Genomic DNA, 26,211 nt, shown 5'->3' with positions numbered 1-26,211 from the left:
TTTTCATTACAGCCTGTCAGGCACATCTCGTGCATCTTCTCCGGTACTTTCAACCAAAAGGGGAGAACAAACATGAACCACAAGATTGCATCGATCGTACTGGCTGGCGCAATGATCGCCGCCACGGGCGCAGCACAGGCCAAGGGATGTCTCGAAGGCGCGGCAGTCGGCGGCGTGGCGGGGCACGTCGCGGGCAAGCACGGCGTGGTGGGCGCGGCGGGTGGCTGCGCGATCGGCCATCACGAAGCGAACAAGAAGGACAAGGCCGCGCAGCAAGCCAACGCCGCCAGCGGCACGACAGCGAAGTAAGCGCAGCCTCGACCCAAGTTATTGTTTACGCCATAAAGCGCGCCGCCGGCTTCGGTGGCGCGCTTTTTCGTCAGATGACATGTTGAATTGGAGCGGCGCGCTGACGGCACTACGTCGTCGATGCTCGTAGCGGCAATGCGCAATTCAACACCGATAGCGCAATCGTTCGACGCTGCCCGTCGGTATCCTAAGTGTCGCGAGGTTAGAACGGGCGCGGCACACGATCTATCGCTCAATCGCATTCGAATCTTGCACGGCGCGATGCGGATAAAATGAGCGGACTGCTTGCACGGCACGCAACGATGGCGACCACGCGATCTTCACTCGTCCCGGGTCACGAAGCTCGTGCAGCGCCTTCTACCAGTCTTCCAGCGAATTCCATGACCGCGCCGAACGAATCCATCCAGCACTTCGCCTCCGACAACTACGCGGGTATCTGCCCCGAAGCGCTCGATGCGCTCGTCAAGGCCAACACTAGCGGCCACGAACCGGCTTACGGCGACGATTCCTGGACCGCGCGCGTGTGCGACCGCATCCGCGATCTGTTCCAGACCGACTGCGAAGTCTTCTTCGTCTTCAATGGCACGGCGGCCAATTCGCTTGCGCTGGCGTCGCTGTGCCAGTCGTATCACTCGGTCATTTGCCACGAACTCGCGCATATCGAAACCGACGAGTGCGGCGGCCCCGAATTCTTCTCCGGCGGCTCCAAGCTTCTGACCGCCAAGGGCGAGAACGGCAAGCTCACGCCCGATGCGATCGAGGAACTCGTCACCCGACGCGCCGATATCCACTATCCGAAGCCGAAAGTCGTCTCGCTCACGCAATCGACGGAAGTGGGCACGGTCTATACCGTCGAGGAAGTGCGCGCGATTGCGGCCATCGCCAAGCGGCGGCATCTGACCGTGCATATGGATGGCGCGCGTTTCGCCAACGCGGTCGCCACGCTCGGCGTGCATCCGTCGGAGATTACGTGGCGCGCGGGCGTCGACGTGCTGTGCTTCGGCGGCACCAAGAACGGCTTGCCGGTCGGCGAAGCGGTCGTGTTTTTCGACAAGGCGCTTGCCGTGGACTTTGCTTATCGGCTGAAGCAGGCGGGGCAGCTTGCATCGAAAATGCGCTTCATCTCCGCGCCGTGGCTCGGCTTGCTCGATAACGATGTCTGGCTGCGCAACGCGCGTCACGCCAACTCAATGGCGCAATTGATGGCCGAGCGTCTCGCGAATATTCCCGGCGTACAGGTGCTCTTCAAGCCGGAATCGAACGCGGTGTTCGCGGAATTGCCGCCGCACGTCGCCACCGCCTTGCGCGCGAAAGGCTGGAAGTTCTATCAGTTCATCGGGTCGGGCGGCTGCCGCCTGATGTGCGCATGGGACACGCGCGAGGACACCGTCGAGCGCTTCGCCGACGAAGTCCGCGCACTCGCAGCGATCAACCGCTGATGCAGCCGCCGCCGACGATGAGCAAACCGCAACCCACGCGCCGCGCGGACTATCCGCACTTCCTCACCATCAGCACGCGCTGGTCCGACAACGATGTCTATGGTCATATCAACAACGTCGTCTACTACAGCTACTTCGATACCGTCGTGAACGAGTATCTGCTGCGCTCGGGCGTGCTCGACTTCGCGGGCGGCGAGACGATCGGGCTCGTCGTGGAAACGCGCTGCAATTTCTTCGAGTCGGTTTCGTTTCCCGATCTGATCGATGCGGGCTTGCGCGTGGAAAAGCTCGGCACGACGAGCGTGCGCTACGAGGTCGGCATCTTCACGCAAGGCGCAAAGAGCGCGGCGGCGCAGGGCCATTTCGTGCATGTCTATGTAAACCGCATGACGCGCCGGCCGGTGCCTTTGCCCGAGCGTCTCGTCGATGCCTTGAAGCCGCTCGTCAACGCTTGAGGATTGTTCCGTGCTTCAGTGGTTCAGCGTGAGCCTGCTCAACGGCGTGAGCGTCGGGCTGCTGCTCTTCATGCTCTGTGCGGGCCTCACGCTCATCTTCTCGATGCTCGGCGTGCTCAACTTCGCGCACGCGAGCTTCTATATGCTCGGCGCGTATGTCGGTCAGGCGCTGGCTTCGTACGGCGGATTCTGGCTGGCACTCGCCGTGGCGCCTTTGATCGTCGGCTGCGCGGGCGCGTTGTTCGAGCGCTATCTGCTCAAGCGCGTGCATGCGCGCGGCGCGCTCGCCGAGTTGCTGCTCACGTTCGGCGCGGCCATCGTGATAGGCGAGGGCGTGAAGCTCGTATGGGGGCTCGGACCGTTGCCCGCGACGATTCCCTCCGTGCTCGAAGGGCCGCTCTTCACCTGGTACGGCGCCGCGTTTCCACGCTACCGCGTGTTCATGATGCTGCTTGCCATCCTCATGCTCGGCGCGTTGCATGTCGTGTTGCGCGTATCGAAGACGGGGCTCGTGGTGCGCGCGGCGCTCACGCATTCCGCGACCATCGAAACGCTCGGCCACGATGTCCCGCGCGTCTTCACGACGGTGTTCGCCGCCGGCACGGCGCTGGCGGCGCTCGGGGGCGTGATCGGCGCGCCGCTTGCCGTGCTCGAACCGTCGATGGCCGACGCCGTCGGTCCCATCGTGTTCGTCGTCGTGGTCATCGGCGGGCTGGGCTCGCTTTCGGGGGCGCTCGTCGCGTCGCTCTTGATCGGCTGCGTGCAGACATTCGCCGTGGGCACGACGGCATCGGCAGGGAGCATTGCTGCCTGGTTTGGCGTGCGTTTGCCGGACGCTTGGGCCGCGCTCACCGTCGCGCAACTCGCGCCCGTGCTGCCGTACCTGTTGCTCGTCGCGATGCTGGCGGCGCGTCCACGCGGACTCTTCGGTGAAGAGACGCGCGATGCTTAAGTCCCTCGCGCCGTGGCTCGCACTCGTCGCGGCGCTTGCGCTACCGCCGCTTTGCTTCGATCGATCCTGGCTGCTTGCGTATCTCGCGCAGACGGCGACGCTCATCGTCTTCGCGCTCTCGTACAACTTGCTGCTCGGGCAGACGGGCTTGCTTTCCTTCGGTCACGCGGTTTATGCGGGGTTCGGCGCTTTCGCCGCCGCGCATGTGTTCAATCGCTTTGGCGTGCCGTTGCCATTGCTGCCATTGATCGGCGGATGTTTTGCGGTGCTCGCGGCCATCGTCTTCGGCGCGATCTCGACGCAACGCGGCGGCACGGCTTTCGCGATGATCACGCTAGGCATCGGCGAATTGGTTGCGGCAAGCGTCTGGCTCGTGCCGGGCTGGTTCGGCGGCGAGGGTGGCGTGGCGATCGATCGCGCGAGCGGCGCTGCGCTCTTCGGATGGACATTCGGCCCGTTGCGGCAGGCGTATGCGTTGATCGCGTGCTGGTGTGTCGTGTCGGCTTGCGCGATGTTCGCGTTCTCTCGCACGCCGCTTTGTCGCCTCGCCAACGCCGTGCGCGACAATCCCGTGCGCGCGGCGGCGATAGGCGCGTCGCCACGGCGCGTGCGCTTCACGATGCTCGTCGTATCCGCGTTCTTCGCGGGCATTGCAGGCGTGTTGTCGCTCGTGAATGTCGAACTGGCATCGGCGGAAAGCGTCGGGCTTGCGAGATCGACGAGCGTGCTGGTCGCGACGGTCATCGGCGGGACCGGAAGCTTCTTTGGGCCGATTTCCGGGGCGGTGCTGCTCACGTTTTTCAGCGTGGCGGTGGCGAGCGTGTCCGCTGCCTGGCCGATGTATCTCGGACTGTGCTTCGTGTGGGTGATCGTCGCGGTGCCCGATGGCGTCGCTGGCTTCTTCACGCGCATGCGCACGCGCCCGCTTCGTTCAACCATGTATGCCATGTCGAGCACGCTGGCGTTCGGTGCGGCCGTGGTCGTCGCGGTGGAGACGCTCTATGCGCGACAAGCGGATGCAAGCGCGTTGCCGCACGGCGTTTGGTGGATCGCGTTGCCTTGCTTGGCGCTCGGCGTTGGGCTCGCGTGGATCGATCGACGGGCGCGGGGCGTGCTATGAACATGGGCCTTGAACCGCGTAAATTCGGCGAGCGCTTCAGGGCGATGTTTGCCGCCGGTCGCAAAGGGTACACGCCATGACCATCGCCCTCGAACTGCACGGCATCGCGAAACGGTTCGGTCCGACGCGCGTTCTGCGCGGTATCGATCTGCAAGTGCAAAGCGGCGAACGTCATGCGCTCATCGGCCCGAACGGCGCAGGCAAGTCCACGCTCTTCGACACCATTTCCGGGCGCACCAAACCCGACGAAGGGCGCATCGTGGCAATCGGTATCGACATCACCGGTCGCGCGCCGCAACGCATTAGCCGAGTGCTTGCGCGCAGCTTCCAGACGACGAGCGTCTTCACCGGCTTGAGCGTGCTCGACAATTTGCGTTGTGCGGCGTTGGGCTCGGCTTCGTCGCGCAGGATCGATCGCTGGCTGCCGTCGCGCGCGCTCGAAGACCGCGCCCGCGCCATGCTCGATGCCATCGGCCTGGCCGCTCACGCCGACGTACCCGCCGCACGGCTCACGTATGCGGAACAGCGCGCGCTCGATCTAGGCATCGCGCTTGCCACCGATGCACCGCTCATCCTCCTCGACGAACCCACGGCGGGGATGAACCGCGCGGAGGCATCGCGCGCGCTGGCGCTGATTCGGGCGACGACGCAAGGGCGCACGCTCGTCGTCATCGAGCACGACATGGACGCGGTGTTTGGCCTCGCGGATCGCATCTCCGTGCTGGTTCAAGGGCGCGTGATCGCCACCGGCACGCCTGCGGCGATTCGCGACGATCGCAAGGTGCGCGAGGCGTATCTGGGGGGATCGCGATGAGCGCCGGGTTGCGTATCCACGATCTGCGCGCGTGGCATGGCGCGGCACAGGTACTGCACGGCGTGAACCTGTCGATAGCCGAAGGCGAGATCGTCGCGCTCGTGGGCCGCAATGGTTCGGGGCGCTCGACGCTCGCGAAGTCCATCATGGGCCTCGTGCGCTGCGAGGGCGAGATGCGGTTTCGCGATGCATCGCTCGTCGGGCTGCGGCCGTTTCGCATCGCGCGCATGGGAATTGGCTACGTGCCTGAAACGCGCGATGTGTTTCCGGGCTTGAGCGTGCGCGACAATCTCGTGCTGGGCGAGCGTCCGGGCACGCGCTTCAGTGTGGACGATGCTTATCGCCTCTTCCCCGTGTTGCGGGAGCGCGCGCGAGTGAAGGCCGGCGCGTTGTCGGGCGGCGAACAGCAAATGCTGGCGCTGGCAAGAACGCTGGCGGGCGATCCGTCGTTGGTGGTCATCGACGAACCCGGCGAAGGGCTCGCGCCGCAAGTGCTGACGCAAGTGGCGGCGTGCCTCGCGGGTCTGCGCGAACGCGGCGTGGCCATACTGCTGATCGAAGAGCGCCTGACGATCGCGCGCATGCTCGATGCGCGCGTCGCGGTGATGGGGCACGGCGCGGTTCAGTTCGACGGGGCGTTGGGGGAGCTGGAAACACGCGCCGATGTGCAGCGAGAATGGCTGTCGGTGGGTTAACTCACTCCTTGCTATCCCGCTCCACGATCCATTCATGCTTCGGATCGTTTTTAAAGTGCCACGTGCGCTTATCGCCCGCCATTACGTTGAGATAATAATTATCGTAGCCATAAGGCACGACGACCGGATGATACCCACGCGGCACCATCACCACGTCGCGGTTCTCCACCGCCAGGGTTTCGTCGAGATCGCGCTCGTCGGTATAAACACGCTGAAACGCAAAGCCCTGCGGCGGATTCAGCCGATGGTAATAAGTCTCCTCCAGCGAACTTTCGACAGGCACGTTGTCGTGATCGTGCTTGTGCGGCGGATAGCTCGACGCATGGCCGCTCGGCGTACGCACTTCGACCACGAGTAACGACTCGGCGGCCTCGGTCTGCGGAAGAATATCGCATACGTGTCGCGTATTCGCGTTCTTGCCGCGCGTCGAACGCTTCATTTGCGAGGGCTCGATGAGTCGCGGCGGATACACGCCCGTCGCCGGCGCGCTCGCCACACCGAGTTCCGTTTCGCGCTCCGCCCGCACGATTGCCGCGAGCTTCGGTGGTACGTAGACGGCATAGGGCGCCGCGTCTTCGAACACACTGTCGCGCGAGCCGATGGACTGCCAGTGCTCGTCGCCCGCCTCGACGCTCACCGTGCCCGTCAGCACGACGATGCAGCTCTCGCGCCCGGCGTCGTAGACATGCAGCACTTCACCTTCTTCCAGCCGGTACGCCGCGAAGCCGACATGCTTCCAGCCAGCGGATTCCGGTGTCACACGCGCGATCGTCTGGCCTTCGCGCGATGCCTTCACTAACAGGCTCATGCCGTCTCCTTGAATGTGGCATCGACAAGTGTGCGCAACGTGCGATAACCCTTGTCGGCATACTCGTAACTCCGCGCGATCACCGGGTCCTGCTCCGCTTCCACGACGAGCCAGCCGTCGTAATCGTGCTCGGCCAGACACGCGACGATGCCGGGATAATCCACCGCGCCATCGCCCGGCACGGTGAAGGCGCCGTTGATGACCGCATCGAGAAAACTCCAGTTGCGATTGCGCGCCAGCTTCACGATCTCCGGGCGCACGTCCTTGCAATGCACATGGCACACGCGCGCAATATGCTTGCGCAGCGTGGTCAATGCGTCGCCGCCGGCGAAAGTGATGTGGCCCGCATCGAAGAGAAGGCCCACCGCGTCGTTGGTCTCCGCCATCAGACGGTCGACGTCCGCGGGCGTCTCCACATACGCGCCCATGTGATGATGATAGGCCACCCGAACGCCTCGTGACAGCGTGTATTCCGCGAAACGATTCAGCCGCTCGGCATACTGTTGCCACTGCGCATCCGCAAGAAAACGCGGGCGCTGATAGAGCGGGCGCGGCGCGCCTTGAATGGAATTCGCCACTTCGCCGTAGACCATCACCTTCGCGCCGTTTTGCGCGAGCAAGTCGAGATGGGCACCCACGGCTTCGATCTCTTCTTCCGCGCTGCGCTCGGCGAGTCTGCCCGAGTACCAGCCCGACACCAGCGCGAGATCGTATTGCGCCAGCAGTGTCTTGAGCGCCTGCGGCTCGCGCGGAAACTTGTTGCCGAGTTCGAAGCCTTCGTAACCGATCCGCCGGCCTTCGGTCAGCGCGACGGACAAGGGCGTCTCGCCGCCGAGCGATGGCAAATCGTCGTTCATCCACGACAAGGGATTGATTCCGATCCGTACGTGCAGAGACATGTGCGCGGTCCTAGATAGAGTTGCCTTCGCTGCGTGCTTTCAACGCGCGCTCGTAACGCTCGCGCGCCGACAAGACCGCATCGCGATCCGATACCTCGGGCACCGCCACTTCCCACCACCATCCGCCTTCGTCGGTCGTGCGCGCGGGGTCGGTGTCGATGGAGATGAGGTAGCTGCGCTCGGCGGCGCGCGCGCGTTGCATCGCGGCCTGCAAGTCGTCGATGCTCGCCACATGCTCCGACAACGCGCCGAGCGCACGCGCGTGCATCGCGAAATCGATGGTCGGTGCGCCGAGCGGGCCTTGCTTGCAGTCGTCGATCAGGTTGTTGAAGGGCGCGCCGCCGCATGCCTGTTGCAAACGGTTGATGCAGCCATAGCCGCGATTGTCGAGCAACACGACGATCAGCTTCGCGCCGAGCATGACGGAGCTCGCCAACTCGCTGTTCATCATGAGATAGCTGCCGTCGCCGACGATCACGATCACCTCGCGCTCCGGCCGCGCGAGCTTCGCGCCCAGACCGCCCGCGATCTCGTAGCCCATGCACGAATAACCGTATTCGACGTGATAGCCGCCCGGCGCGCTCGTGCGCCACAGCTTCTGCAGATCGGCCGGCAAGGTGCCCGCCGCGCACACGACGATATCGTCAGCCGGCGAATCGGCTTTCGAGCGCTGCACCGCGCCGATGACATCCGCTTCGCGCGGCAAGGCGTTGTCGGCGACGGGCGTGTTCGTCACGTGCGCGACAGTCTCGCGCCAGTCGTCGGCGAGACGTTTGGCGCGCGTGGTCCACTGCGACGACGCGCGCCAGTCGCCGAGCGCTTCGGAAAGCGCATCGAGTGCGAGGCGTGCATCGGCTTCGACGCTCAGCGCGTCTTGCTTCAGGGCATCGAAAGGATTGGCGTTGATCGAAACGAGCCGCGCATGCGCAAAGAGCGTGTTCGATCCCGTGGTGAAGTCCTGCAAGCGCGTGCCGACCGCGAGCACGCAATCGCTCGATTGCGCGAGTTCATTCGCCGATGCCGCGCCCGTCACGCCGATTCCGCCCGCGTTCAGGGCGTCGTCCCAAGCGAGCGCGCCTTTGCCTGCCTGCGTTTCCGCGACGGGCACGCCATGCTTGTGCGCGAAGGCGCGCAACGCGTCGGTGGCGAGGCCGTACAGCACGCCGCCGCCCGAGACGATCAGCGGTTCGCGCGACTCGCGCAAGGCCGCTGCGGCGCGCGCGATTTCATGCGGTGACGGCGCGCTCGCATGGAACTCGACCACACGCGGCTCGAAGAACGAAGCGGGATAGTCGTAGGCCATCGCCTGCACGTCCTGCGGCAGCGCGAGCGTGACGGGACCGCAGAGCGCGGCATCGGTAAGCACGCGGATCGCGCGCGGCAACGCGCTCAACAACTGCGCCGGATGCACGATGCGATCGAAATAGCGCGACACGGCCTTCAAGGCATCGTTCGCGGAAACGCCGCCGTCGTGTGCGTCCTCGACTTGTTGCAGAACCGGATCGGGCGCGCGCGACACGAAGATGTCGCCCGGTAGAAGCAGCACCGGCAGCCGGTTCACATGCGCGAGCGCGGCCGCCGTCACGAGATTGGTGGCGCCCGGCCCGATGGACGTCGTGACCGCCATCATGCGGCGCCGCATATGCGCCTTCGCAAACGCGATCGCGCTATGCGCCATGGCTTGCTCGTTGTGCGCGCGATACGTCGGCAATTGCTCGCGATGCCGATACAACGCCTCGCCGATGCCCGCGACATTGCCGTGCCCGAAAATTGCGAAGACGCCGCCGAAGAGCGCCTCGCCGCTTTCCGTGCGCAGCGCGGCGAGATAGCGCACGAGCGCCTGCGCGGTGGTCAGCCGGATGGTAGCGTGCTCATTCATGCTGCTTGCTCCTGTCTTGGCTGCACGGCATTCAGCGACGCGCGCGCCTCGCGCCATGCGGAAATCAGCGTTTCGAACGTGTGGCGAACGCGCGCGATCAACTCGTCGTCGCCGATTTCGCCCGCGAGCCATGCGCGGCTCGGCTCGTGAAAGATGGTGCGTCCGACCGTGAAGCCCTTGCACGTTTTGGACGATGCCGCAGCCTTGAAGCCATCGCGCAACTGATCGACCGCCGCCGAGAGCCCGAGCAGCACGACGCCGCGGCAATACGGATCGCGCTCGACAATCAGCGCATCGACGGCCTGCCATTGCTGTGCGCTCATCGGTTCGAGCTTCCACCATTCGGGATAGATGCCGAGGTTGTAGAGGCGCTTCAATGCGCGATACGCCGTGTCGTCCTCCACGGGCGGTCCGTTCTTCGGCACGATCACTTCGAGCAGCAGTTCATTGCCACTCGCCTGTGTTGCATCGTAGAGCGCGCGCAGTTGCGCTTCCTGTTCGAGGCGCACGTCATGCGGATGATCGGGGTGATAGTGCACGAGACACTTCGCGATATGCTCGCGCGGCCATTCGACGAGCGTCGTGCCGACGTCGCGGCCGTGATCGAACACGAGCGGCATCGAGCCCGGCAACTCGACCGGACGGCCGATCCACCAGCCGCGGCCAGTCGCGGCATTGAGCGCATCCTGTCCGTAGCGGTCGTCGATCAATACGCCGATACGGCCGGCCAGTCCGCGTTCTTCTTCCGTCTTCGCGACGGCATCGACGAAAAGACCCTTCAGCTTCGCAATGCGCGTTTCGTTTGCGCCGGTCTGCTGCGCAAGCTCGAAAAACTGGTTGCGATGATCGAACGCGAAGCCGAGCACTTCGTCCCATTGCTTGCGCCTGGGGCTCACGCGATGCAGACGCGCGAGGCTTGCATCGCGATCCGGACGGCGCATGCGTGCCGGGTCTTCTTTTGCGGCCGCGAGGAAGTACACGAGTTCCTCGGGCGTGGGCATGGCGGGCGCGCAGCCGTGACGCGAAACGACGAGCGCGCCGCACGCATTTGCCGCGCGCGCACACGCTTCGAGCGATTCGTCGCGCAGCCAGCCCGAGAGGAAGCCGGACGCGAACGCATCGCCCGCGCCGAGGACGTTAAGCACTTCGACTTCGACGCCGCCATGAATGGGCGCATCGTCGATGGAAGCGGGCACCGCGCCTTCGATGATCGAGCAGCCGAGCGGCCCGCGCTTCACGACGAGCGTGGCATGAGTAACGGTACGAACCGTGGCGAGCGCATCGATCAGATCGTCCTTGCCGCCCGCAATCCGGAACTCTTCTTCCGTGCCGATCGCGAGATCGATCAGCGGCAGGATGTGCAGCAAATGCGCGGTGACGCTTTCATCGGCGACGAAGCGCGTTTCGCCGTCGGCCTTGCCTGTCAGACCCCACAGCACCGGCCGATAATCGATGTCGAGAATCGTGCGCACGTTGTTTCGGCGCGCGTATTCGAGCGCGCGGCGGCTCGTGCGATTCACCTGTTCCGTGGAGAAGTGCGTGCCCGTGATGAGCAATGCCTTCGACGAGGCGATATACGCTTCGTCGAAATCGTTTTCGTCCACGGCCATGTCGGCGCAATTCTCGCGATAGAACACGAGCGGAAAGGTATCGCGATCTTTTATGCCGAGCAGCACGAGCGCGGTGAGACGCTCGAAGTCCGTGCGCACGTGGCTCACATCGCAGCCTTCGCCCGCGAGCGTTTCGACGAGAAAGCGTCCCATGTGATCGTTGCCGACGCGCGCGAGCATCGACGACTTGAGCCCCAACCGCGCGCAACCGAACGCGATATTCGCCGACGACCCGCCGAGATACTTCGCAAACGTCGCGACGTCTTCGAGCCGCGCGCCGACCTGTTGCGCGTAGAGATCGACCGCGAGGCGGCCGAGGCACACGATATCGTGCGCACGGTCCGCTGCAAAACGTGAGGTGTGTTGTTCTGGCATGGCTTGTTGTCCTCGATCCTCAGATCGTCGCGCCTTCGAGTTCGTTGATCATCGTCTGCATCTCGGCGCCCCCCGCCATCATGTCGAGCACTTCGTTCTTCGAGATGGTGTCCTTGGTGTAGGTGCCCATCGAGCGGCCGCGATTGAGCAGCGTAAAGGAGTCGCCGATCGGATAAGCGTGGTGCACGTTGTGCGTGATGAAGATCACGGAAATGCCTTTTTCGCGCGCCTTGTGAATCAGCTTCAGCACGTTGAAGCTCTGCTTCACGCCGAGCGCGGCGGTCGGTTCGTCGAGAATCAGCACACGTGCGCCGAAGTGAATGGCGCGCGCAATCGCGAGACATTGCTTCTCGCCACCGGACATGGTGCCGATAGGCTGATGCGGATCGCGCACGTTGATGCCCATCTCCGCGAGCTTCGCCTGCGAAGTCTCCGCGGCAAGATCGAGATCCATCACGCTGAAGAGACCGAAGCGTTTCTTCTGCGGCTCGCGGCCCATGAAGAAATTGCGCGCAACGGACAAGAGCGGCACGAGCGCGAGATCCTGATAAACCGTGGCGATGCCCAAATCCAGCGCTTCCTTCGGCGACTCGAAGCGCACTGGCTTGCCATCGACGAGATAGTCGCCGGCGGACGGCGTATGCACGCCCGCCAGCGTCTTGATGAGCGTGGACTTGCCCGCGCCGTTATCGCCCAGCAGGCAATGCACTTCGCCGCGTCGCAGGCGCAAGGTCACGCCGTTCAATGCGATGACCTTGCCGAAAAACTTGCTGACGTTTTCCAGCGCGAGAATGTTGTCGTCGTTCATGGCGTTGGCCTCACTGAGCTTGCGATACGCGACGGCGCACGTAGTGATTGAACAGCACGGCGAGCAGCAGCATCACGCCGAGAAACACGCGGAACCAGTCGGAACTCACGTTCGTATAAGTGATGCCGATCTGCACGACGCCGAAGATGAGCGCGCCGAAGCACGCGCCGACGACCGAGCCATAACCGCCCGTCAAAAGCGTCCCGCCGATGACCGCCGCGATGATCGCCTCGAATTCCTTCTGCAGGCCGCGATCGGCCGCTGCCGAGCCGATATCGCACACCTGCAGCACGGCGAAGAGACACGAGCAGAAGGCGGTGAGCACGAACAGCGAAATCTTCACGCGCCGTACCGGCACGCCGACGTTCTTGGCCGCGTTGGCGTCGCCGCCGACCGCGAGAATCCAGTTGCCGTAGCGCGTCTTGGCGAGCACGAAGGCGCAGACGGCGGCGAGCGCGAGCCACCAGATGATGACCTTCGGAATGCCCGGCACGAGCGGCTGGCCGTTATCGAGCAACTGACCGATCCCCATGTGCGCGAGCCACGCGAAGAGGCCGTGCAGCGCGACGCCGCGAAAGAGCGTGTCGGCGAGCCAGTCTTGTTGAGCGAGATCGCCGACGCCGGAAATGATGGTGCGATCCGCGAACATGATCGAGAGCGCGAGCGTGAGGCCGCGCAGGATGAACAGAAACGCGAGCGTGACGATGAACGAAGGCAGCCGCGTCTTCATCACGAGGTAGCCGTTCAACGCGCCGAGCAGCATGGAAGCGACGAACGCGAAGAGAATCGACAGCGAGAACGGCCAGTGCAGATAAACCGAGGGCAGCGCGACCATCATGCCCGCGAAGCCGATCATCGAGCCGATGGACAGATCGAACTCGCCGGCGATCATGAGAAGACACGCGCCGACCGCGAGCAAGCCGAGGTAGGCCGCGACCTGCGACCAGTTCATCACGCCGTCGAGGTTGAACATGCCCGACGAACCCGCCGCGAAGCCGAATACGATGAACACGAGCACGGTGCCCGAGATCGCGGCGAACTCCGGCCGGTTCAACAGATGGCCGAACCACGATTGCCGGCGCACGCGTTCGTCCGAGGGCTTTGCTGCCTCCTGCGTCTCGGCCGACTCTGGCTGTGGATTCGCATGTGGAGGGTAATGCTTGCCGGCTACGCCCATGATGGCTCCTTGACTGACCGATGCGCGCGCTCCTGCCGCGTCGGGAATAGACGCAGCAGACGCACGACGTTCCGCGGAAATGCAGTGATAGCGGGCGGCGCTGAAAAGACGGCCGCCCTGAACGGTCAACGATATTGACCGGCGTATTTCACGACCTTGTCGAGATTCTCTTTGGTGATGAAGCCCGGACCCGAACGAATGTTCTTCGGTCCATACGACGGCGCGAGGCCATACGTTTCGAGACGCGCCTTGAACTTCGGATTCGCTTCGAGAATCTGGCGAATCTTCACCGGGTCCGTGGTGTGATCCTTCTTGACGATAGCGAGCACGGCCACGGGGATATAGCCCTGCAAGTACGGTTGCTGATCGATTGCGAACTTGATCGTGCCGTCCTTGATGCCCTTCGCGATGTCATCGGAAAAGTCGAAGGTCACGAAATAGAGCTTGTTTTGCAGGCCCATTTGCGTGACGGCCTTGAGCGTCGCCGAGGCGGGCGTGGGTCCGAGCGTGAGTACAGCCTGCGTATCGGGATGATTGCGCAGGTAAGCCGACACCTTCGACTGAATCTCCGTCGGGTCCTGACCGGAGTCGATGGTGGACGCCTTGTAGTCGACGCCGATGGCTTCCGCGAAGCCACGGCAGCGGTCGAATGACACCGTGTTGGTCGCGATATGGTTCACGCACAGGAACGACTTGACGCCCGCGGCCTTCGCCTTTTCGCCTGCGGCCTTGCCCGCCACGTATTCCGGCTGGCCGATATGCATGATCGCCTTGAGTTGCTCGCTTTGCTCTTCGGTGCCCGAGTTGATCGTGACGAGCGGAATCTTCTTCGCCGTCACCTTGTTGAGCGCGCTCTTCAATACATCGAAGTCCGCGATGGTGGTGATCACGCCGTCGTAATTACGCGCGGCGGCCTGTTCGATGAGACGCGACATATCGGCAATGTCGCCGTTTGGCGGATTGCGATAGTCGGTCTGGACGTTGAAGTCCTCGTCGGCCTGCTTGATCGAATTCTTGATGACGTTCCACCACGAGTCCGAGTCGGGCGCGTGGCTGATGAGGACGAACTTGGCGTCGGGCGCCGCGTGAGCGGGGGACGCCGTCAACAAGGCTGTGCTGCTCAGGATTGCGGCTGCCGCGAGCGCGCGCAACGCGGCTCGGCCATTGCGAATGGTCATTGTCTCCACCTATCTCGGTTTGTTGTTTGATCTGACTTTTCCGCGAGCCGATGCGGCCGTTGCTTGGGGCCGCTTCGAACTCAGCACCAAGAGTAGGCCAAGTTTTCCCGGTCTGCAATAGGAATTGCACCGATGCCATAAATGGAAAATACGTTCCATTTTCCTTGCAGCCTTCCTATAATCGCTGCCACGGCGTCTGCCTTCGCGGCGCCATCGACATGAGCTATCCATGCAGGATGAGACCAGCACCGACGTGCAGAGCGTCGACGATCTGATGCAGCGCATCACCGACGCTTACGACACGTTGCCGCGTCAGTTGAAGAACGTCGCGACGTATATCGAGCAGCATCGGTCGAGCGTGATGATGGATCGTACGAGCGATATCGCCACCGCGTGCGGCGTGCATCCGTCGGCCGTGGTGCGCTTTGCGCAGCGCTTCGGTTTTTCGGGCTTCTCGGACTTGCAGGCCGTGTTCAGGCAGGCGTTCGCGGGCGGCAATGGCTCGCAGCAGAGTTATCAGCAGCGCATTCGCAAACTCATCGACGAAAAGGCGGGCGATGCCTCCGGTGTGTCCGTGGCGCGCGAATTCATCGCGGCGAGCCGCACGGGGCTCGACGAACTCGAAGCCGGTCTCGACGACGAACAGTTCGACGCCGCCGTGGAAATGCTCGAACACGCGGAGAACATCTATGTGATCGGCGTGCGGCGCTCGTTCGCGGTGGCGAGCTATATCGTCTACGCGTTGCAGCACACGAGAAAGCGCGTGCATTTGATCTCCGGCATCGGCGGCATGTTCCGCGAACAGGTCAAGAGCGTGAGAAAGGGCGACGTGGTCGTGGCCATCAGCTTCGCGCCTTATGGCAAGGAAACGCAGTATTGCGTGCGCGCTGCGCAGCATCACGGCGCGAAGACGCTCGTGATCACCGACAGCCAGCTTTCGCCGCTCGCGCGTCACGCGAGCGCGAGTCTGCTCGTGAAGGAGGGCAGCGCGTTCGCGTTCCGCTCGCTCACGAGCACCATTTGCTTGTGCCAGGCGCTGTTCATCGCGCTCGCGTACCGGCTCGAACTCAACGTAGAAGAATCCAAGGAGACAGGCGGCTATGACGATTGACGTGGCGGTATTCGGAGCAGGGCGCATTGGCAAGATTCACGCGGCCAATCTCGCGCGGCAGCCTGGCGTGCGCCTCAAGTATGTCGTCGATGTGAACCGCGAGGCCGCGTCGGCGCTCGCTGCGCAATACGGCGCGCAAGTCGCCGATGTGGATGCCGCCATGGGCGACGCCTCGGTGGGCGCGACGGTCGTCTGTTCGAGCACGGACACGCATGCGGACCTGATCCTCGCATCGGCGGCGCAAAAGAAGCACGTGTTCTGCGAGAAGCCCGTGGACCTCACGCTCGAACGCGCGCGCGCCTGCGCCGATGCCGTGCAGAAAGCGGGCGTGGTCTGCATGATCGGCTTTCAGCGGCGCTTCGACCCGACTTTCTCGGCATTGAGGGCGCGCGTGGAAGCGGGCGAGATCGGCGAACCGGAAATGCTGATCGTGACGAGCCGCGATCCGGGCGCGCCGCCCGTGGAATACATCAAGCATTCGGGCGGCATCTTCAAGGACATGCTGATCCACGACTTCGACATCTTCCGCTGGATGCTCGACGACGAAGCCGACACGCTGCACGCCACGGGCAGTTGTTTGTCCGATCCCGCCATCGCGGAAGCCGGCGATATCGATTCGACAGCCGTCACCATCCGCACGAAACGCGGACGCCTGTGCCAGATCAACACGGCGCGGCGCTCGGGCTACAGCTACGATCAGCGCTTCGAGGTGCTCGGCAGTCTCGGCATGCTGCAAGCGGGCAACGTGCGTCCGACCGAAGTGACGGCATATTCGACCAAGGGCGTGTCGAGCGACGTGCCCGAGGCGTTCTTTCTCGAACGGTATCGCGCGGCGTATGCCGCGGAAATCGCGCATTTCTTCGATGCCGTGACCCATGGCAAGCCCGTGCGCACCACTGTTGCCGACGGCCTCAAGGCGCTCGAACTCGCCGAGGCCGCGACGCTTTCGTGGCGCGAAAAGCGCATCGTGAAGCTCGGGGAGAACGCGGCATGAGCGCGGTGCGGGTGGGCATTGTCGGGCTGGGGCGGCTCGGCCGCAGACACGCGGAAAACCTCGCGTGGCATGTGCCGGGCGCGCGGCTCGTCGCGGCGTGCAGCCCGGTTGAGCAAGAGCGCGAATGGGCTCGCGACAACCTGCCGGAAATCGCGCTCCATGCCGATTACGCCGACTTGCTGACCGATCCGTCCATCGACGCCGTGTGGCTCGTCACGCCGACTTCGCTGCACGCGCGGCAGATCATCGCCGCGTTGCGCGCGGGCAAACACGTGTTCTGCGAGAAGCCGCTGTCGCTCGATCTCGCCGAATGCGACAGCGTGATCGAGGAGCACGCGCGGCATGCGCATCTGCATGTAATGATCGGCTTCGTGCGCCGTTTCGATGCGAGTTATCGAGATGCCTTCGAGCGCATTGGCGAAGGCGCGATCGGCCGGCCGTTCATGGTGCGCTCGCAGACCTGCGACAAGAATGATCCGGATGGTTTTTTCGTGCGTTTCGCGCCGACATCGGGCGGACTCTTTCTCGATTGCAGCGTGCACGACATCGACCTCGCGCGCTGGATGCTCGGTAATCCGAAGCCCAAGCGCGTGTTCGCGAGCGGCACGATAGCAATCCACGAAGGCTTGCGCGAATGTGGCGATATCGACAATGGCGTGGGCACGATCGAATTCGACGACGGCCGGCTTGCCGTGCTATACGCTTCCCGCACGATGGCTCATGGCCACGACACGCAGACAGAAGTCATCGGCACGGCGGGCGCGCTTGCCATTGGGCGCAATCCGCGTGCGAACCGCGTCGAGATCGCCGATGCACACGGCATGCGAAACGTTTGCACGCCGACTTTCTTCGAGCGCTTCGAAGATGCGTTTTTACGCGAAGCGCAAGCCTTCGTCGCGCTCGTGCGAGATGGCACGCCGACCGGCCTCACGCTCGACGATGCGCGCGAGGCGACGAGGATTGGCATCGCCATGCGGCAGGCATATGAGACCGGGCGCCCGGTGGACTTGTGAACGCTGCGTTAGAATCGGGCCTTCGATGTTTCGCAACACGCAAGGCTTAACGGAATTCAAATCGCGATGGAAGTTCACAAGGAAGTCGACGCGCGCGGGCTCAACTGCCCGTTGCCGATCCTGCGGGCAAAGAAAGCACTCGCCGACATGACGAGCGGCCAGATTCTGAAGGTGCTCGCCACCGACCCCGGATCGCAGCGCGATTTCGCGGCGTTTGCAAGGCAGACCGGCAACGAGATCGTCGAAGTAACCACGCAGGACAAAGTGTTCACCTTTCTGATGCGACGCCGCTGAAAAGGAAAAAGCCCATCACATGACGCGATGGGCTTTTTTTTCGCCTGCCGACGCGGGCGAATTCGACTTACTTCAACTCAGCTAGCCAGGTTCGGCGAGCGCGTGCGCAAATACTCGTCGAAGTCTTTCGACACTTCCGGATGGCGCAGCGCGAATTCCACCGTCGCCTTCAGATAGCCGAGCTTGCTGCCGCAGTCGAAGCGCGTGCCGTGGTACTTGTACGCGAGCACTTGTTCGTCCGACAGGAGCGACATGATGGCGTCCGTCAGTTGCAGTTCGCCGCCCGCGCCGGGCTTGATCGAGCGGATGTGATCGAAAATGCGGGGCTTCAGCACATAGCGGCCGACCACGCCGAGGTTCGACGGCGCAACGGCCGGTTCCGGCTTTTCGACGATACCCGAGAGCTTGAAGATGTTGTCTTCCCACTCCTTGCCGTCGATGATGCCGTAGGACTTCGAATCTTCCGCCGGGATTTCCTCGACGCCGATCACCGAGCTGTGATAGTGGTCGAAGACTTCGATCATCTGCGACATCACGGGCGGCTTGCCGTACAGCAAGTCGTCCGCGAGGATCACGGCGAACGGGTTGTCGCCGACGAGCTTTTCGGCACACAACACCGCGTGGCCGAGACCGAGCGCTTCGGCCTGACGCACGTAGAAGCAGTCGACATGGCTCGGCTTGATGCTGCGCACGAGTTCGAGCAGCTTGTCCTTGCCGCGCGCTTCCAGTTCGGCTTCGATCTCATAAGACTTGTCGAAGTGGTCTTCGATCGCGCGCTTGCTGCGCCCGGTCACGAAGATCATTTCGGTGATGCCGGCGGCCATTGCCTCTTCCACCGCATATTGAATCAGCGGCTTGTCGACGACGGGCAGCATTTCTTTCGGGCTCGCCTTGGTCGCGGGGAGGAACCGAGTGCCGAGACCCGCGACGGGGAAAACCGCTTTGGTAACTTTTAGCATGTGATAACCCTGATCCTCTTAATCATTTGGAACGTCGAGCAGTTGGGCGAACGGACGAACATCCCCGATCACGCGGCGATGCTACTTCACGACAGCCCAATCAGACAGGCAGCCGCAAAATTTGCGCCCGAAGTTTCTCGATAGTGGTTTCGTATTCTGCCAGCCTTTTTCGCTCCTGTTCAACGACGGCGGGCGGCGCTTTTGAAACAAAGCTTTCATTTCCGAGCTTCGCGTTACATTTGCCTGCTTCGACAGTCAGGCGGTCTACTTCCTTCGTGAGACGCTCGCGTTCGGCGGCGACATCGATCTCCACCTTCAGCACGAGTTTGTTCGCGCCGACGATCGCCACCGGCGCACCTTCCGCTTCGGCATCGAGCGCGGCTTCGTCGTCGATGATCTTCACTTCGGCAAGACGCGACAGTGCGGCGACGTACGGCGCAAACGTATGGAGACGCGCGGCGTCGCCATGTGCGAGCAGCGGCACCTTCACCGCGGGCGACAGGTTCATTTCGCCGCGCAGATTACGGCATGCGTCGATGACAGCCTTGAGTTCGGACGCCCACTGTTCCGCCGTTTCGTCGATCTTCTTCGTCTCGGCGCGCGGATAGGCCTGCGTCATGATCGACAACTCGCCTTCCTTCGTGCCTTCGGGCAAAACGTCGGTCAGCGGCGCCACCTTCTGCCACAGCGCTTCCGTGATGAACGGGATGATCGGATGCGCGAGCCGCAGCACCGTCTCCAGCACGCGCAACAGCGTGCGGCGCGTGGCGCGCTGCTGCTCGGGCGTACCGGTCTGGATCTGCACCTTCGCGAGTTCGAGATACCAGTCGCAGTATTCGTCCCAGACGAACTTGTAAATTGCGCTCGCAACGTTGTCGAAGCGATAGTCCGCGAAACCCTTTTCGACTTCCGCTTCGACGCGCTGCAGGAGCGACACGATCCAGCGGTCCGCCTGCGAATAATCCGTGTAGCCGCCCGGGCCGCAATCGCCCGGCTTGCAGTCGCCGGGGTTCGCAAAGCCGCAGTCGTGGCCTTCGCAATTCATCAACACGAAACGCGTGGCGTTCCAGAGCTTGTTGCAGAAATTGCGATAACCCTCACAGCGTGCCAGATCAAAATTCACATTGCGACCCAGCGTGGCCATGGAAGCCATCGTGAAGCGCAGCGCGTCGGTGCCGAAGGCCGGAATGCCTTCCGGAAATTCCTTACGCGTTTTCTTTTCGATCTGCGCGGCGGCCTTCGGATTCATGAGGCCGGCGGTGCGCTTGGCGACGAGCGGTTCGAGCTCGATGCCATCCACGATATCGATGGGATCGAGCGTATTGCCCTTGCTCTTCGACATCTTCTGGCCTTCCGCGTCGCGCACGAGGCCGTGCACGTAGACCGTGTGGAACGGCACCTTGCCGGTGAAGTGCGTGGTCATCATCACCATCCGGGCAACCCAGAAGAAAATGATGTCGAAGCCCGTCACGAGCACGGTGGAGGGCAGGAACGCGTTCAGTTCGCTGGTTTCGTCCGGCCAGCCGAGCGACGAGAAGGGCACGAGCGCGGACGAGAACCACGTATCGAGCACGTCTTCGTCGCGGCGCAGCGCACCTTTGTAGCCCTTGGCGTCGGCTTCGGCGCGAGCTTCGTATTCCGTCTTCGCGACGAAGATCTCGCCGTTTTCGCCATACCACGCGGGAATCTGATGGCCCCACCACAACTGGCGCGAGATGCACCAGTCCTGGATGTTTTCGAGCCATTGGTAGTAAGTTGTGGTCCAGTTCTCGGGCACGAACTTGATCTGCCCGCCGCGAACCACGTCCAGCGACGTTTCCGTGATCGACTTGCCCGGATTGAACGTGCCTTCCGGCGCGGCCTTGGTCATTGCGACGAACCACTGGTCGGTCAGCATCGGCTCGATGACCACGTTGGTGCGGTCGCCGCGCGGCACCATGAGCTTGTGCGGCTTCACGGACTCGAGCAGGCCGAGCGCTTCGAGATCCTTCACCACTTCCTTGCGCGCGTCGAAGCGATCCATGCCGCGATATTTCGCGGGCGCGTTGTCGTTGATCTTCGCGTCGAGCGTGAGGATTTCGATCTGCGGCAGCTTGTGGCGCTGGCCGACCGCGTAGTCGTTGAAGTCGTGCGCGGGCGTGACCTTCACGACGCCCGTGCCGAACTCGCGGTCCACGTAGTCGTCCGCGATCACCGGAATCTCGCGGTCGCCAAGCGGCAGCACGACCGTCTTGCCGATCAGATGCCGATACCGCTCGTCTTCGGGATGCACCATCACCGCAACGTCGCCGAGCATGGTTTCGGGCCGCGTGGTCGCGACCGTCAGATGGCCGGAGCCGTCGGGCAGCGGGTACTTGATATGCCAAAGGCTGCCGTTTTCTTCCTCGCTGACGACTTCGAGGTCGGACACGGCCGTGCCCAGCACCGGGTCCCAGTTCACGAGCCGCTTGCCGCGATAGATGAGCCCTTGCTTGTACAAGGTCACGAAGACGTCGCGCACGGCGGCGGACATCTTGTCGTCCATCGTGAAGTATTCGCGCGACCAGTCGATGGAAGCGCCCAGACGCCGTACCTGATTCGTGATGGTCGAGCCGGATTCCTGCTTCCACGCCCAGACGCGCTTCAGGAATTCCTCGCGGCCGAGGTCATGGCGGGAGATTTTCTTGGCGTCGAGCTGGCGTTCGACGACGATCTGCGTGGCAATGCCCGCGTGGTCCGTGCCCGGCACCCACAGCGTGTTTTCGCCGAGCATGCGGTGATAGCGCGTCAGGCCGTCCATGATGGTCTGGTTGAACGCGTGACCCATGTGCAGCGTGCCGGTGACATTCGGCGGCGGCAGTTGAATGGAGAAATTCTTCGCGCCTTCCTGGAAGGTCGGGGCGGAGTAGCCGCGTTTTTCCCATTCCGGGCCCCATTGGGACTCGATGTTCTGAGGCTCGAAGCTCTTCGCAAGCGTGTTGTCGCTCATCGTGAAATCTGCCGAAAAATGCGTGAAAAGTGCGGGGTAATCCCTGATTATAAGGTTCGAGCGAGTCAATCGGACGAATTCCGGATGGCCTGCGGCCAAGCGCGGATGCCAGGCGCCGGCGACGCCATCGGCGCGGTCTTATAATGGTCGGCCCGCCGCCAGAGACTTTGGCCCGCTTTTCGCCGTCCACCTGCTCCCATGCCCGACCTGCTCGCGAACCTCAACCCCGAACAACTCGCCGCCGTGACGCTGCCCAACGAGCCCGCGCTGATTCTCGCCGGCGCGGGCAGCGGCAAGACGCGCGTGCTCATCACGCGAATCGCGTGGCTGATCCAGCAGGGCTACGCGTCGCCGCCGACCATTCTCGCCGTGACCTTCACGAACAAGGCCGCGCGCGAAATGATGTCGCGGCTCTCGGCGCTCTTGCCCATCGACACGCGCGGCATGTGGATCGGCACCTTCCACGGCCTGTGCAACCGCATGCTGCGCGCGCATTATCGCGACGCGGGGCTGCCGCAGACTTTCCAGATTCTCGACACCGCCGATCAGCTCTCCGCCATCAAGCGGCTGATGAAAGGGCTCAATGTCGACGACGAAAAATATCCGGCGAAGAACCTTCAGTACTTCATCAACAACGCGAAAGAGCAGGGCTTGCGTCCGAAGGACGTGGACGCCACGGACGCCTTCAACCGCAAGTTCGTCGAACTGTACGAAGCCTACGATCAGCAATGCCAGCGCGAAGGCGTCGTGGATTTCCCCGAACTGCTGTTGCGCTGCCACGAACTGCTCGCGTTCAATGCGCCGCTGCGCGCACATTATCAAGCGCGCTTTCGCAATATCCTCGTCGATGAGTTTCAGGACACCAACAAGCTGCAGTACGCGTGGCTCAAGCAGCTGGCGGGCGAGAGCAACGCCATCTTCGCGGTCGGTGACGACGACCAGTCCATCTACGCGTTTCGCGGCGCGAACGTCGGCAACATGCACGACTTCGAGCGCGAGTTCCGCGTGCGCAATCTCATCAAGCTGGAGCAGAACTATCGCTCGCACGGCCATATTCTCGATACCGCGAACTTCCTGATCGCCAACAACTCGCGGCGGCTCGGCAAGAACCTGCGCACGGATGCGGGGCACGGCGAACCGGTGCGCGTCTACGAAGCCGCGACGGACTCGCAGGAAGCGGGCTGGATCGTCGAGGAGATCAAGGCGCTCATCAATACGGGACTCGCGCGCGGGGAGATCGCGGTGCTGTACCGGAGCAATGCGCAGTCGCGGACCATCGAGCACACGCTCGTGAACGCGGGCATTGCGTATCGCGTGTATGGCGGCTTGCGCTTCTTCGAGCGTCAGGAAGTGAAGCATGCGCTCGCGTATCTGCGTCTGATCGACAACCCGAATGACGACACGGCGTTTGCGCGCGTGGTCAATTTCCCGACGCGCGGCATCGGTGCGCGCTCCATCGAGCAACTCGCCGACGCCGCGCGTCTCTACAACTGTTCGATGGCCGCCGCCGTGCCCTACGTCACGGGAAAGGCAGGTTCGAGCCTCGGCGCATTCGCCACGCTCGTCGCGAAGATGCGCGCCGAAACGCAGCAGATGAGTCTGCCGGAAACGGTCGAATACGTCGTGCGCGCGAGCGGTCTCGCCGCGTTCTACGAGACCGAGCGCGAAGGCCAGGACCGTCTGGAGAACTTGCAGGAAGTGGTCAACGCGGCGGCGGCGTTCGTGAGCGAGGAAGGCTACGGGCTCGATACCCCCGCGCGTTCCGTGCCGCTGCGCCCCGGCGCGACGGCGGCGCCGGAAATCGTGAGCGAGGACGGCGAGATCGAAGTGCTGGACGCGCCCGGCATTGCCGATCCCGCGCAGAACCCCGACACCATGACGCCGCTCGCGGGGTTTCTCTCGCATGCATCGCTCGAAGCGGGCGACAACCAGGCGCAGGCCGGCCAGGATGCCGTGCAACTCATGACCGTGCACGCGGCGAAAGGGCTGGAATTCACGGCGGTGTTCATCACCGGACTGGAAGAAGGGCTCTTTCCGCACGAGAACAGCGCGCAGGAAACCGACGGCCTCGAAGAAGAGCGGCGGCTCGCTTACGTGGCGATCACGCGGGCGAAAGAGCGGCTTTATTTGTCGTTCGCGCAGAGCCGGATGCTGCATGGACAGACGCGCTACAACATTCGCTCGCGCTTTTTCGACGAATTGCCCGAAGGCTCGCTCAAGTGGCTCACGCCGAAGATCGAGCCGGGCGCGCGTTGGGGCGGGCGCGCGGATAACGCCGGCTGGGGCCGCGACTGGTTCGCGCGCCCAGGCCAGGAGCGCGGCGGTTCGGCTTACGGCGGTTCCGCCGCGTCCGCACCGGCGTTGCCGTCGTTCGCCAACGAGCAGCGCGCGGCGGAAAGCGGCTTCAAGGTCGGACAAGCGGTGTTCCACACGAAGTTCGGCGAGGGCACGGTGATCGGGCTCGAAGGTTCCGGCGGCGATGCGCGCGCGCAGGTTCGCTTCAAGCGGCACGGCGAGAAATGGCTCGCACTCGCGGTGGCGAAACTGCAAGCGGTCGAATGACGATGCTCGGCATCATGGCGGCGCTGCCGCAGGAACTGGGCGATCTCGTCGCGCAGATGCATGCGGCGGGCGAAGTCGAGACGGTGACGCTCGGTCAGCGCGAGTATCACGTCGGCCATGCGCATGGCGTGCGCGTGGTGGCAACGCTCGCGCGCATCGGCAAGGTCGCGGCGGCGGCGACGGCGAGCGCGCTCATTCACGTGTTCAAGGTCGATGCGATCGTTTTTACGGGCGTCGCGGGCGGCGTGCATGCAAATGTCCGGGTGGGCGACATCGTCATCGGCGATACGCTCCTGCAGCACGATCTCGATGCCTCGCCGCTTTTCCCGCGCTATGAAGTGCCGCTTCTGGCCCGCTCTCATTTCGCCGCCGATCCCAGCTTTTGCAATGCGCTCGCGCTGGCGGCCGCGAGTTTCATCGCCGATGAGGGCAGCTCGCTTGCCGAGCGCTTCGCGGTGCATGCGCCGCGTGTGCATCGCGGGTTGATTGTGAGTGGCGATCGCTTCGTCGCGAGCAACGAAGGCGTGCTGGCGCTGCGCGACGCTTTGCCCGATGCGCTCGCGGTCGAAATGGAAGGCGCGGCGCTCGCGCAGGTTTGTTTCGAACACGCGGTGCCGTGCGCCGTCGTGCGCACCATCTCGGATACCGCCGATGCCGCCGCGCCTGAATCGTTCGCGGAGTTTCTCGTGGCGATCGCGGGTGCGTATTCGTCGGGGATTCTGGTGCGGTTTCTTCGGTCTGTGCATTAGCTCCAACGCTCGGGTTTTCCCTTCTGCCGCCAGACCATTTGCCGCTTGTAATTGAGAATGATTCTCAATACAATGCATCGCAAGCGCGGATATCGGCATGCCGCAAAGAAGCGCGAACCGCTGCTTCGACGACCGCCATCCCGGCCTGATCCGAGACACAGCGCTGCCGTCAGCGCTTATCCGTAGCTTTGCATCGGGGCCGAAGCCGGCGCGAAAACGCCGCCTTCGTCCGACCAACGAGGCCCGAACATACATGACCAACGATTCCATTCCCACTGCCATCGGCTTGACGCGCGAGCAGGGCGGCGTATCCGAGGCAGGCGAAATTCACGAGGCGCGCAACGAATGCGCGGTCGCGGCCAACGCCGCAAAAGTGCTTGAAACCACGCGTCACGCGTGGAGCCAGGCATCGGAAGCACCGAAAGAAACCGCGCGCCGGTTGCCGCGCGCCACGAAACCGAAAAAGCGGGCCGTGCCGCGACAGTCGCGCTGGCCGAGCCTGGTTGCCGCGCTGAATTACTGGAGTCCAAAACCGCTGTGAATGCCGCCAATCTCCATTCAAAGCGCGAGTCGCTTTCATCGTCCGTCCCGCTTCCCGATCTCGGTCTCGATGCCCGCATGTTCGACGCCAGCCGCTTTCCGCTCGTGCGTCTGCGCCGACGCGCCGTCAAGCCGGGCTACGCGTTTGCATGGTGCGCGCAGATGCGCCGCCTGCTTGCGCTCAACACGCCCTTCGTGATCGTCGCCGAGCACGACGCCGATGAAACCGCCGACGACATTCGCCTGCGCACCGCGTGGCTGCGCAATCAGCGCGTGCAACTCGCGGCGTATTGCCGGGGCATCGTCGTGATCGAGCCGCGTATCGAGGCGCGCGCGACCACGCGTGAAGCGCTGCGTCATTCGACCGAGGGCAGCGGCGTGCGTACGGTCGTGGTATCGAGCATGCGCGTGGCCGGCGAACTCGCGCCCGTGTTGCTCAAGCATTCGGGCGAAGCGGCAGCGCCGGTGTCGAAGAGTCGCGCGGTCTGAAACGTCCGAAGCGT

At 63.5% G+C, this 26,211-nt stretch carries 24 protein-coding genes; 15 read left to right on the top strand and 9 right to left on the bottom strand.

Annotation, left to right across the window (positions count from 1 at the left end):
* Positions 1-72 precede the first annotated feature (72 nt).
* The 7 genes from LDZ28_RS09125 to LDZ28_RS09095 all read left to right on the top strand — a co-directional run bounded on the left by LDZ28_RS09125 (position 73) and on the right by LDZ28_RS09095 (position 5,784).
* The gene (locus LDZ28_RS09125; protein ID WP_244825693.1) at positions 73-309 is read left to right on the top strand and encodes a hypothetical protein; all 237 of its coding nucleotides are present in this window, start codon (positions 73-75) and stop codon (positions 307-309) included.
* Between the two features lie 401 nt (positions 310-710).
* Positions 711-1,748, top strand: coding sequence for a low specificity L-threonine aldolase (locus LDZ28_RS09120; protein WP_244828077.1), 1,038 nt, complete (start codon positions 711-713; stop codon positions 1,746-1,748).
* Between the two features lie 17 nt (positions 1,749-1,765).
* The gene (locus tag LDZ28_RS09115) at positions 1,766-2,203 is read left to right on the top strand and encodes a thioesterase family protein (RefSeq protein WP_244825692.1); all 438 of its coding nucleotides are present in this window, start codon (positions 1,766-1,768) and stop codon (positions 2,201-2,203) included.
* A 70-nt stretch (positions 2,204-2,273) separates the two neighbouring features.
* A complete protein-coding gene (locus LDZ28_RS09110; RefSeq protein ID WP_244828076.1) occupies positions 2,274-3,155 on the top strand; it encodes a branched-chain amino acid ABC transporter permease in 882 nt (293 codons plus the stop codon).
* Positions 3,148-4,275: a branched-chain amino acid ABC transporter permease gene (locus LDZ28_RS09105; protein ID WP_244825690.1), complete on the top strand. Its 1,128-nt coding sequence runs from the start codon at positions 3,148-3,150 to the stop codon at positions 4,273-4,275. The genes LDZ28_RS09110 and LDZ28_RS09105 overlap by 8 nt, the downstream gene beginning before the upstream one ends.
* A 76-nt stretch (positions 4,276-4,351) precedes the next feature.
* Entirely contained in the window at positions 4,352-5,089 is a 738-nt protein-coding gene (locus tag LDZ28_RS09100) for an ABC transporter ATP-binding protein (protein ID WP_244825688.1), read from the top strand.
* Positions 5,086-5,784: an ABC transporter ATP-binding protein gene (locus LDZ28_RS09095; RefSeq protein WP_244825686.1), complete on the top strand. Its 699-nt coding sequence runs from the start codon at positions 5,086-5,088 to the stop codon at positions 5,782-5,784. The genes LDZ28_RS09100 and LDZ28_RS09095 overlap by 4 nt, the downstream gene beginning before the upstream one ends.
* Position 5,785: 1 nt before the next feature.
* Here LDZ28_RS09095 and iolB read toward each other — a convergent pair whose 3' ends face one another.
* From iolB to LDZ28_RS09060, 7 genes are all read right to left on the bottom strand, one after another.
* Positions 5,786-6,592: a 5-deoxy-glucuronate isomerase gene (gene iolB, locus LDZ28_RS09090; protein WP_244825684.1), complete on the bottom strand. Its 807-nt coding sequence runs from the start codon at positions 6,590-6,592 to the stop codon at positions 5,786-5,788.
* On the bottom strand, positions 6,589-7,491 hold the full coding sequence (gene iolE, locus LDZ28_RS09085) for a myo-inosose-2 dehydratase (RefSeq protein ID WP_244825683.1): 903 nt from the start codon (positions 7,489-7,491) through the stop codon (positions 6,589-6,591). The genes iolB and iolE overlap by 4 nt, the downstream gene beginning before the upstream one ends.
* Positions 7,492-7,501: 10 nt before the next feature.
* The gene (gene iolD / locus LDZ28_RS09080) at positions 7,502-9,370 is read right to left on the bottom strand and encodes a 3D-(3,5/4)-trihydroxycyclohexane-1,2-dione acylhydrolase (decyclizing) (protein ID WP_244825682.1); all 1,869 of its coding nucleotides are present in this window, start codon (positions 9,368-9,370) and stop codon (positions 7,502-7,504) included.
* A complete protein-coding gene (gene iolC / locus LDZ28_RS09075) occupies positions 9,367-11,355 on the bottom strand; it encodes a 5-dehydro-2-deoxygluconokinase (protein ID WP_244825681.1) in 1,989 nt (662 codons plus the stop codon). The genes iolD and iolC overlap by 4 nt, the downstream gene beginning before the upstream one ends.
* A gap of 19 nt (positions 11,356-11,374) precedes the next feature.
* Complete coding sequence (locus LDZ28_RS09070; protein ID WP_244825680.1) at positions 11,375-12,163, bottom strand: ATP-binding cassette domain-containing protein; 789 nt, start codon at positions 12,161-12,163, stop codon at positions 11,375-11,377.
* A gap of 10 nt (positions 12,164-12,173) precedes the next feature.
* Positions 12,174-13,340 carry an ABC transporter permease gene (locus LDZ28_RS09065; protein ID WP_244825679.1) on the bottom strand — a complete coding sequence of 389 codons (1,167 nt, stop codon included), beginning with the start codon at positions 13,338-13,340 and terminating at the stop codon, positions 12,174-12,176.
* Positions 13,341-13,465: 125 nt separating this feature from the next.
* Positions 13,466-14,518 (bottom strand): sugar ABC transporter substrate-binding protein, encoded by a 1,053-nt coding sequence (locus LDZ28_RS09060; protein ID WP_244825678.1) that lies wholly within the window; start codon positions 14,516-14,518, stop codon positions 13,466-13,468.
* Positions 14,519-14,747: 229 nt separating this feature from the next.
* On the opposite strand from LDZ28_RS09060, the gene LDZ28_RS09055 reads away from it, so the two are divergent.
* The 4 genes from LDZ28_RS09055 to LDZ28_RS09040 all read left to right on the top strand — a co-directional run bounded on the left by LDZ28_RS09055 (position 14,748) and on the right by LDZ28_RS09040 (position 17,930).
* A complete protein-coding gene (locus LDZ28_RS09055; RefSeq protein WP_244825677.1) occupies positions 14,748-15,629 on the top strand; it encodes a MurR/RpiR family transcriptional regulator in 882 nt (293 codons plus the stop codon).
* Complete coding sequence (iolG, locus tag LDZ28_RS09050) at positions 15,619-16,623, top strand: inositol 2-dehydrogenase (protein ID WP_244825676.1); 1,005 nt, start codon at positions 15,619-15,621, stop codon at positions 16,621-16,623. Before LDZ28_RS09055 ends, iolG begins: the two co-directional genes overlap by 11 nt.
* Positions 16,620-17,636, top strand: a complete 1,017-nt coding sequence (locus LDZ28_RS09045) for a Gfo/Idh/MocA family oxidoreductase (protein WP_244825675.1) — start codon at positions 16,620-16,622, stop codon at positions 17,634-17,636. The genes iolG and LDZ28_RS09045 overlap by 4 nt, the downstream gene beginning before the upstream one ends.
* A gap of 66 nt (positions 17,637-17,702) precedes the next feature.
* Entirely contained in the window at positions 17,703-17,930 is a 228-nt protein-coding gene (locus tag LDZ28_RS09040) for a sulfurtransferase TusA family protein (protein ID WP_062601442.1), read from the top strand.
* Between the two features lie 77 nt (positions 17,931-18,007).
* Here LDZ28_RS09040 and galU read toward each other — a convergent pair whose 3' ends face one another.
* Together galU and LDZ28_RS09030 are read right to left on the bottom strand one after the other, a co-directional pair.
* Entirely contained in the window at positions 18,008-18,889 is an 882-nt protein-coding gene (gene galU / locus LDZ28_RS09035; protein WP_244825674.1) for a UTP--glucose-1-phosphate uridylyltransferase GalU, read from the bottom strand.
* Between the two features lie 100 nt (positions 18,890-18,989).
* The gene (locus tag LDZ28_RS09030; RefSeq protein WP_244825673.1) at positions 18,990-21,857 is read right to left on the bottom strand and encodes a valine--tRNA ligase; all 2,868 of its coding nucleotides are present in this window, start codon (positions 21,855-21,857) and stop codon (positions 18,990-18,992) included.
* A 198-nt stretch (positions 21,858-22,055) separates the two neighbouring features.
* On the opposite strand from LDZ28_RS09030, the gene LDZ28_RS09025 reads away from it, so the two are divergent.
* The 4 genes from LDZ28_RS09025 (at position 22,056) to LDZ28_RS09010 (ending at position 26,197) form a co-directional block, all read left to right on the top strand.
* On the top strand, positions 22,056-24,419 hold the full coding sequence (locus LDZ28_RS09025; RefSeq protein ID WP_244825671.1) for a UvrD-helicase domain-containing protein: 2,364 nt from the start codon (positions 22,056-22,058) through the stop codon (positions 24,417-24,419).
* Positions 24,416-25,168, top strand: coding sequence for a 5'-methylthioadenosine/adenosylhomocysteine nucleosidase (locus LDZ28_RS09020; protein WP_244825669.1), 753 nt, complete (start codon positions 24,416-24,418; stop codon positions 25,166-25,168). Before LDZ28_RS09025 ends, LDZ28_RS09020 begins: the two co-directional genes overlap by 4 nt.
* A gap of 253 nt (positions 25,169-25,421) precedes the next feature.
* On the top strand, positions 25,422-25,709 hold the full coding sequence (locus LDZ28_RS09015) for a hypothetical protein (protein WP_244825668.1): 288 nt from the start codon (positions 25,422-25,424) through the stop codon (positions 25,707-25,709).
* Entirely contained in the window at positions 25,706-26,197 is a 492-nt protein-coding gene (locus LDZ28_RS09010; protein WP_244825666.1) for a hypothetical protein, read from the top strand. The genes LDZ28_RS09015 and LDZ28_RS09010 overlap by 4 nt, the downstream gene beginning before the upstream one ends.
* Positions 26,198-26,211: the final 14 nt, after the last annotated feature.

The sequence above is a fragment of the Caballeronia sp. TF1N1 genome, from assembly GCF_022878925.1.
Classification (GTDB): domain Bacteria; phylum Pseudomonadota; class Gammaproteobacteria; order Burkholderiales; family Burkholderiaceae; genus Caballeronia.
The sequence above is the reverse complement of the archived record's forward strand: the minus strand, read 5'-3'. Positions and strand labels throughout refer to the sequence as shown.

What these genes read in the sequence shown, in the direction of transcription:
- LDZ28_RS09125 (WP_244825693.1), top strand. Translation starts at nt 73, where the DNA reads ATGAACCACAAGATTGCATCGATCGTACTGGCTGGCGCAATGATCGCC.
- LDZ28_RS09115 (WP_244825692.1), top strand. Translation starts at nt 1,766, where the DNA reads ATGAGCAAACCGCAACCCACGCGCCGCGCGGACTATCCGCACTTCCTC.
- LDZ28_RS09110 (WP_244828076.1), top strand. Translation starts at nt 2,274, where the DNA reads ATGCTCTGTGCGGGCCTCACGCTCATCTTCTCGATGCTCGGCGTGCTC.
- LDZ28_RS09105 (WP_244825690.1), top strand. Translation starts at nt 3,148, where the DNA reads ATGCTTAAGTCCCTCGCGCCGTGGCTCGCACTCGTCGCGGCGCTTGCG.
- LDZ28_RS09100 (WP_244825688.1), top strand. Translation starts at nt 4,352, where the DNA reads ATGACCATCGCCCTCGAACTGCACGGCATCGCGAAACGGTTCGGTCCG.
- LDZ28_RS09095 (WP_244825686.1), top strand. Translation starts at nt 5,086, where the DNA reads ATGAGCGCCGGGTTGCGTATCCACGATCTGCGCGCGTGGCATGGCGCG.
- iolB (WP_244825684.1), bottom strand. Translation starts at nt 6,592, where the DNA reads ATGAGCCTGTTAGTGAAGGCATCGCGCGAAGGCCAGACGATCGCGCGT.
- iolE (WP_244825683.1), bottom strand. Translation starts at nt 7,491, where the DNA reads ATGTCTCTGCACGTACGGATCGGAATCAATCCCTTGTCGTGGATGAAC.
- iolD (WP_244825682.1), bottom strand. Translation starts at nt 9,370, where the DNA reads ATGAATGAGCACGCTACCATCCGGCTGACCACCGCGCAGGCGCTCGTG.
- iolC (WP_244825681.1), bottom strand. Translation starts at nt 11,355, where the DNA reads ATGCCAGAACAACACACCTCACGTTTTGCAGCGGACCGTGCGCACGAT.
- LDZ28_RS09070 (WP_244825680.1), bottom strand. Translation starts at nt 12,163, where the DNA reads ATGAACGACGACAACATTCTCGCGCTGGAAAACGTCAGCAAGTTTTTC.
- LDZ28_RS09065 (WP_244825679.1), bottom strand. Translation starts at nt 13,340, where the DNA reads ATGGGCGTAGCCGGCAAGCATTACCCTCCACATGCGAATCCACAGCCA.
- LDZ28_RS09060 (WP_244825678.1), bottom strand. Translation starts at nt 14,518, where the DNA reads ATGACCATTCGCAATGGCCGAGCCGCGTTGCGCGCGCTCGCGGCAGCC.
- LDZ28_RS09055 (WP_244825677.1), top strand. Translation starts at nt 14,748, where the DNA reads ATGCAGGATGAGACCAGCACCGACGTGCAGAGCGTCGACGATCTGATG.
- iolG (WP_244825676.1), top strand. Translation starts at nt 15,619, where the DNA reads ATGACGATTGACGTGGCGGTATTCGGAGCAGGGCGCATTGGCAAGATT.
- LDZ28_RS09045 (WP_244825675.1), top strand. Translation starts at nt 16,620, where the DNA reads ATGAGCGCGGTGCGGGTGGGCATTGTCGGGCTGGGGCGGCTCGGCCGC.
- LDZ28_RS09040 (WP_062601442.1), top strand. Translation starts at nt 17,703, where the DNA reads ATGGAAGTTCACAAGGAAGTCGACGCGCGCGGGCTCAACTGCCCGTTG.
- galU (WP_244825674.1), bottom strand. Translation starts at nt 18,889, where the DNA reads ATGCTAAAAGTTACCAAAGCGGTTTTCCCCGTCGCGGGTCTCGGCACT.
- LDZ28_RS09030 (WP_244825673.1), bottom strand. Translation starts at nt 21,857, where the DNA reads ATGAGCGACAACACGCTTGCGAAGAGCTTCGAGCCTCAGAACATCGAG.
- LDZ28_RS09025 (WP_244825671.1), top strand. Translation starts at nt 22,056, where the DNA reads ATGCCCGACCTGCTCGCGAACCTCAACCCCGAACAACTCGCCGCCGTG.
- LDZ28_RS09020 (WP_244825669.1), top strand. Translation starts at nt 24,416, where the DNA reads ATGACGATGCTCGGCATCATGGCGGCGCTGCCGCAGGAACTGGGCGAT.
- LDZ28_RS09015 (WP_244825668.1), top strand. Translation starts at nt 25,422, where the DNA reads ATGACCAACGATTCCATTCCCACTGCCATCGGCTTGACGCGCGAGCAG.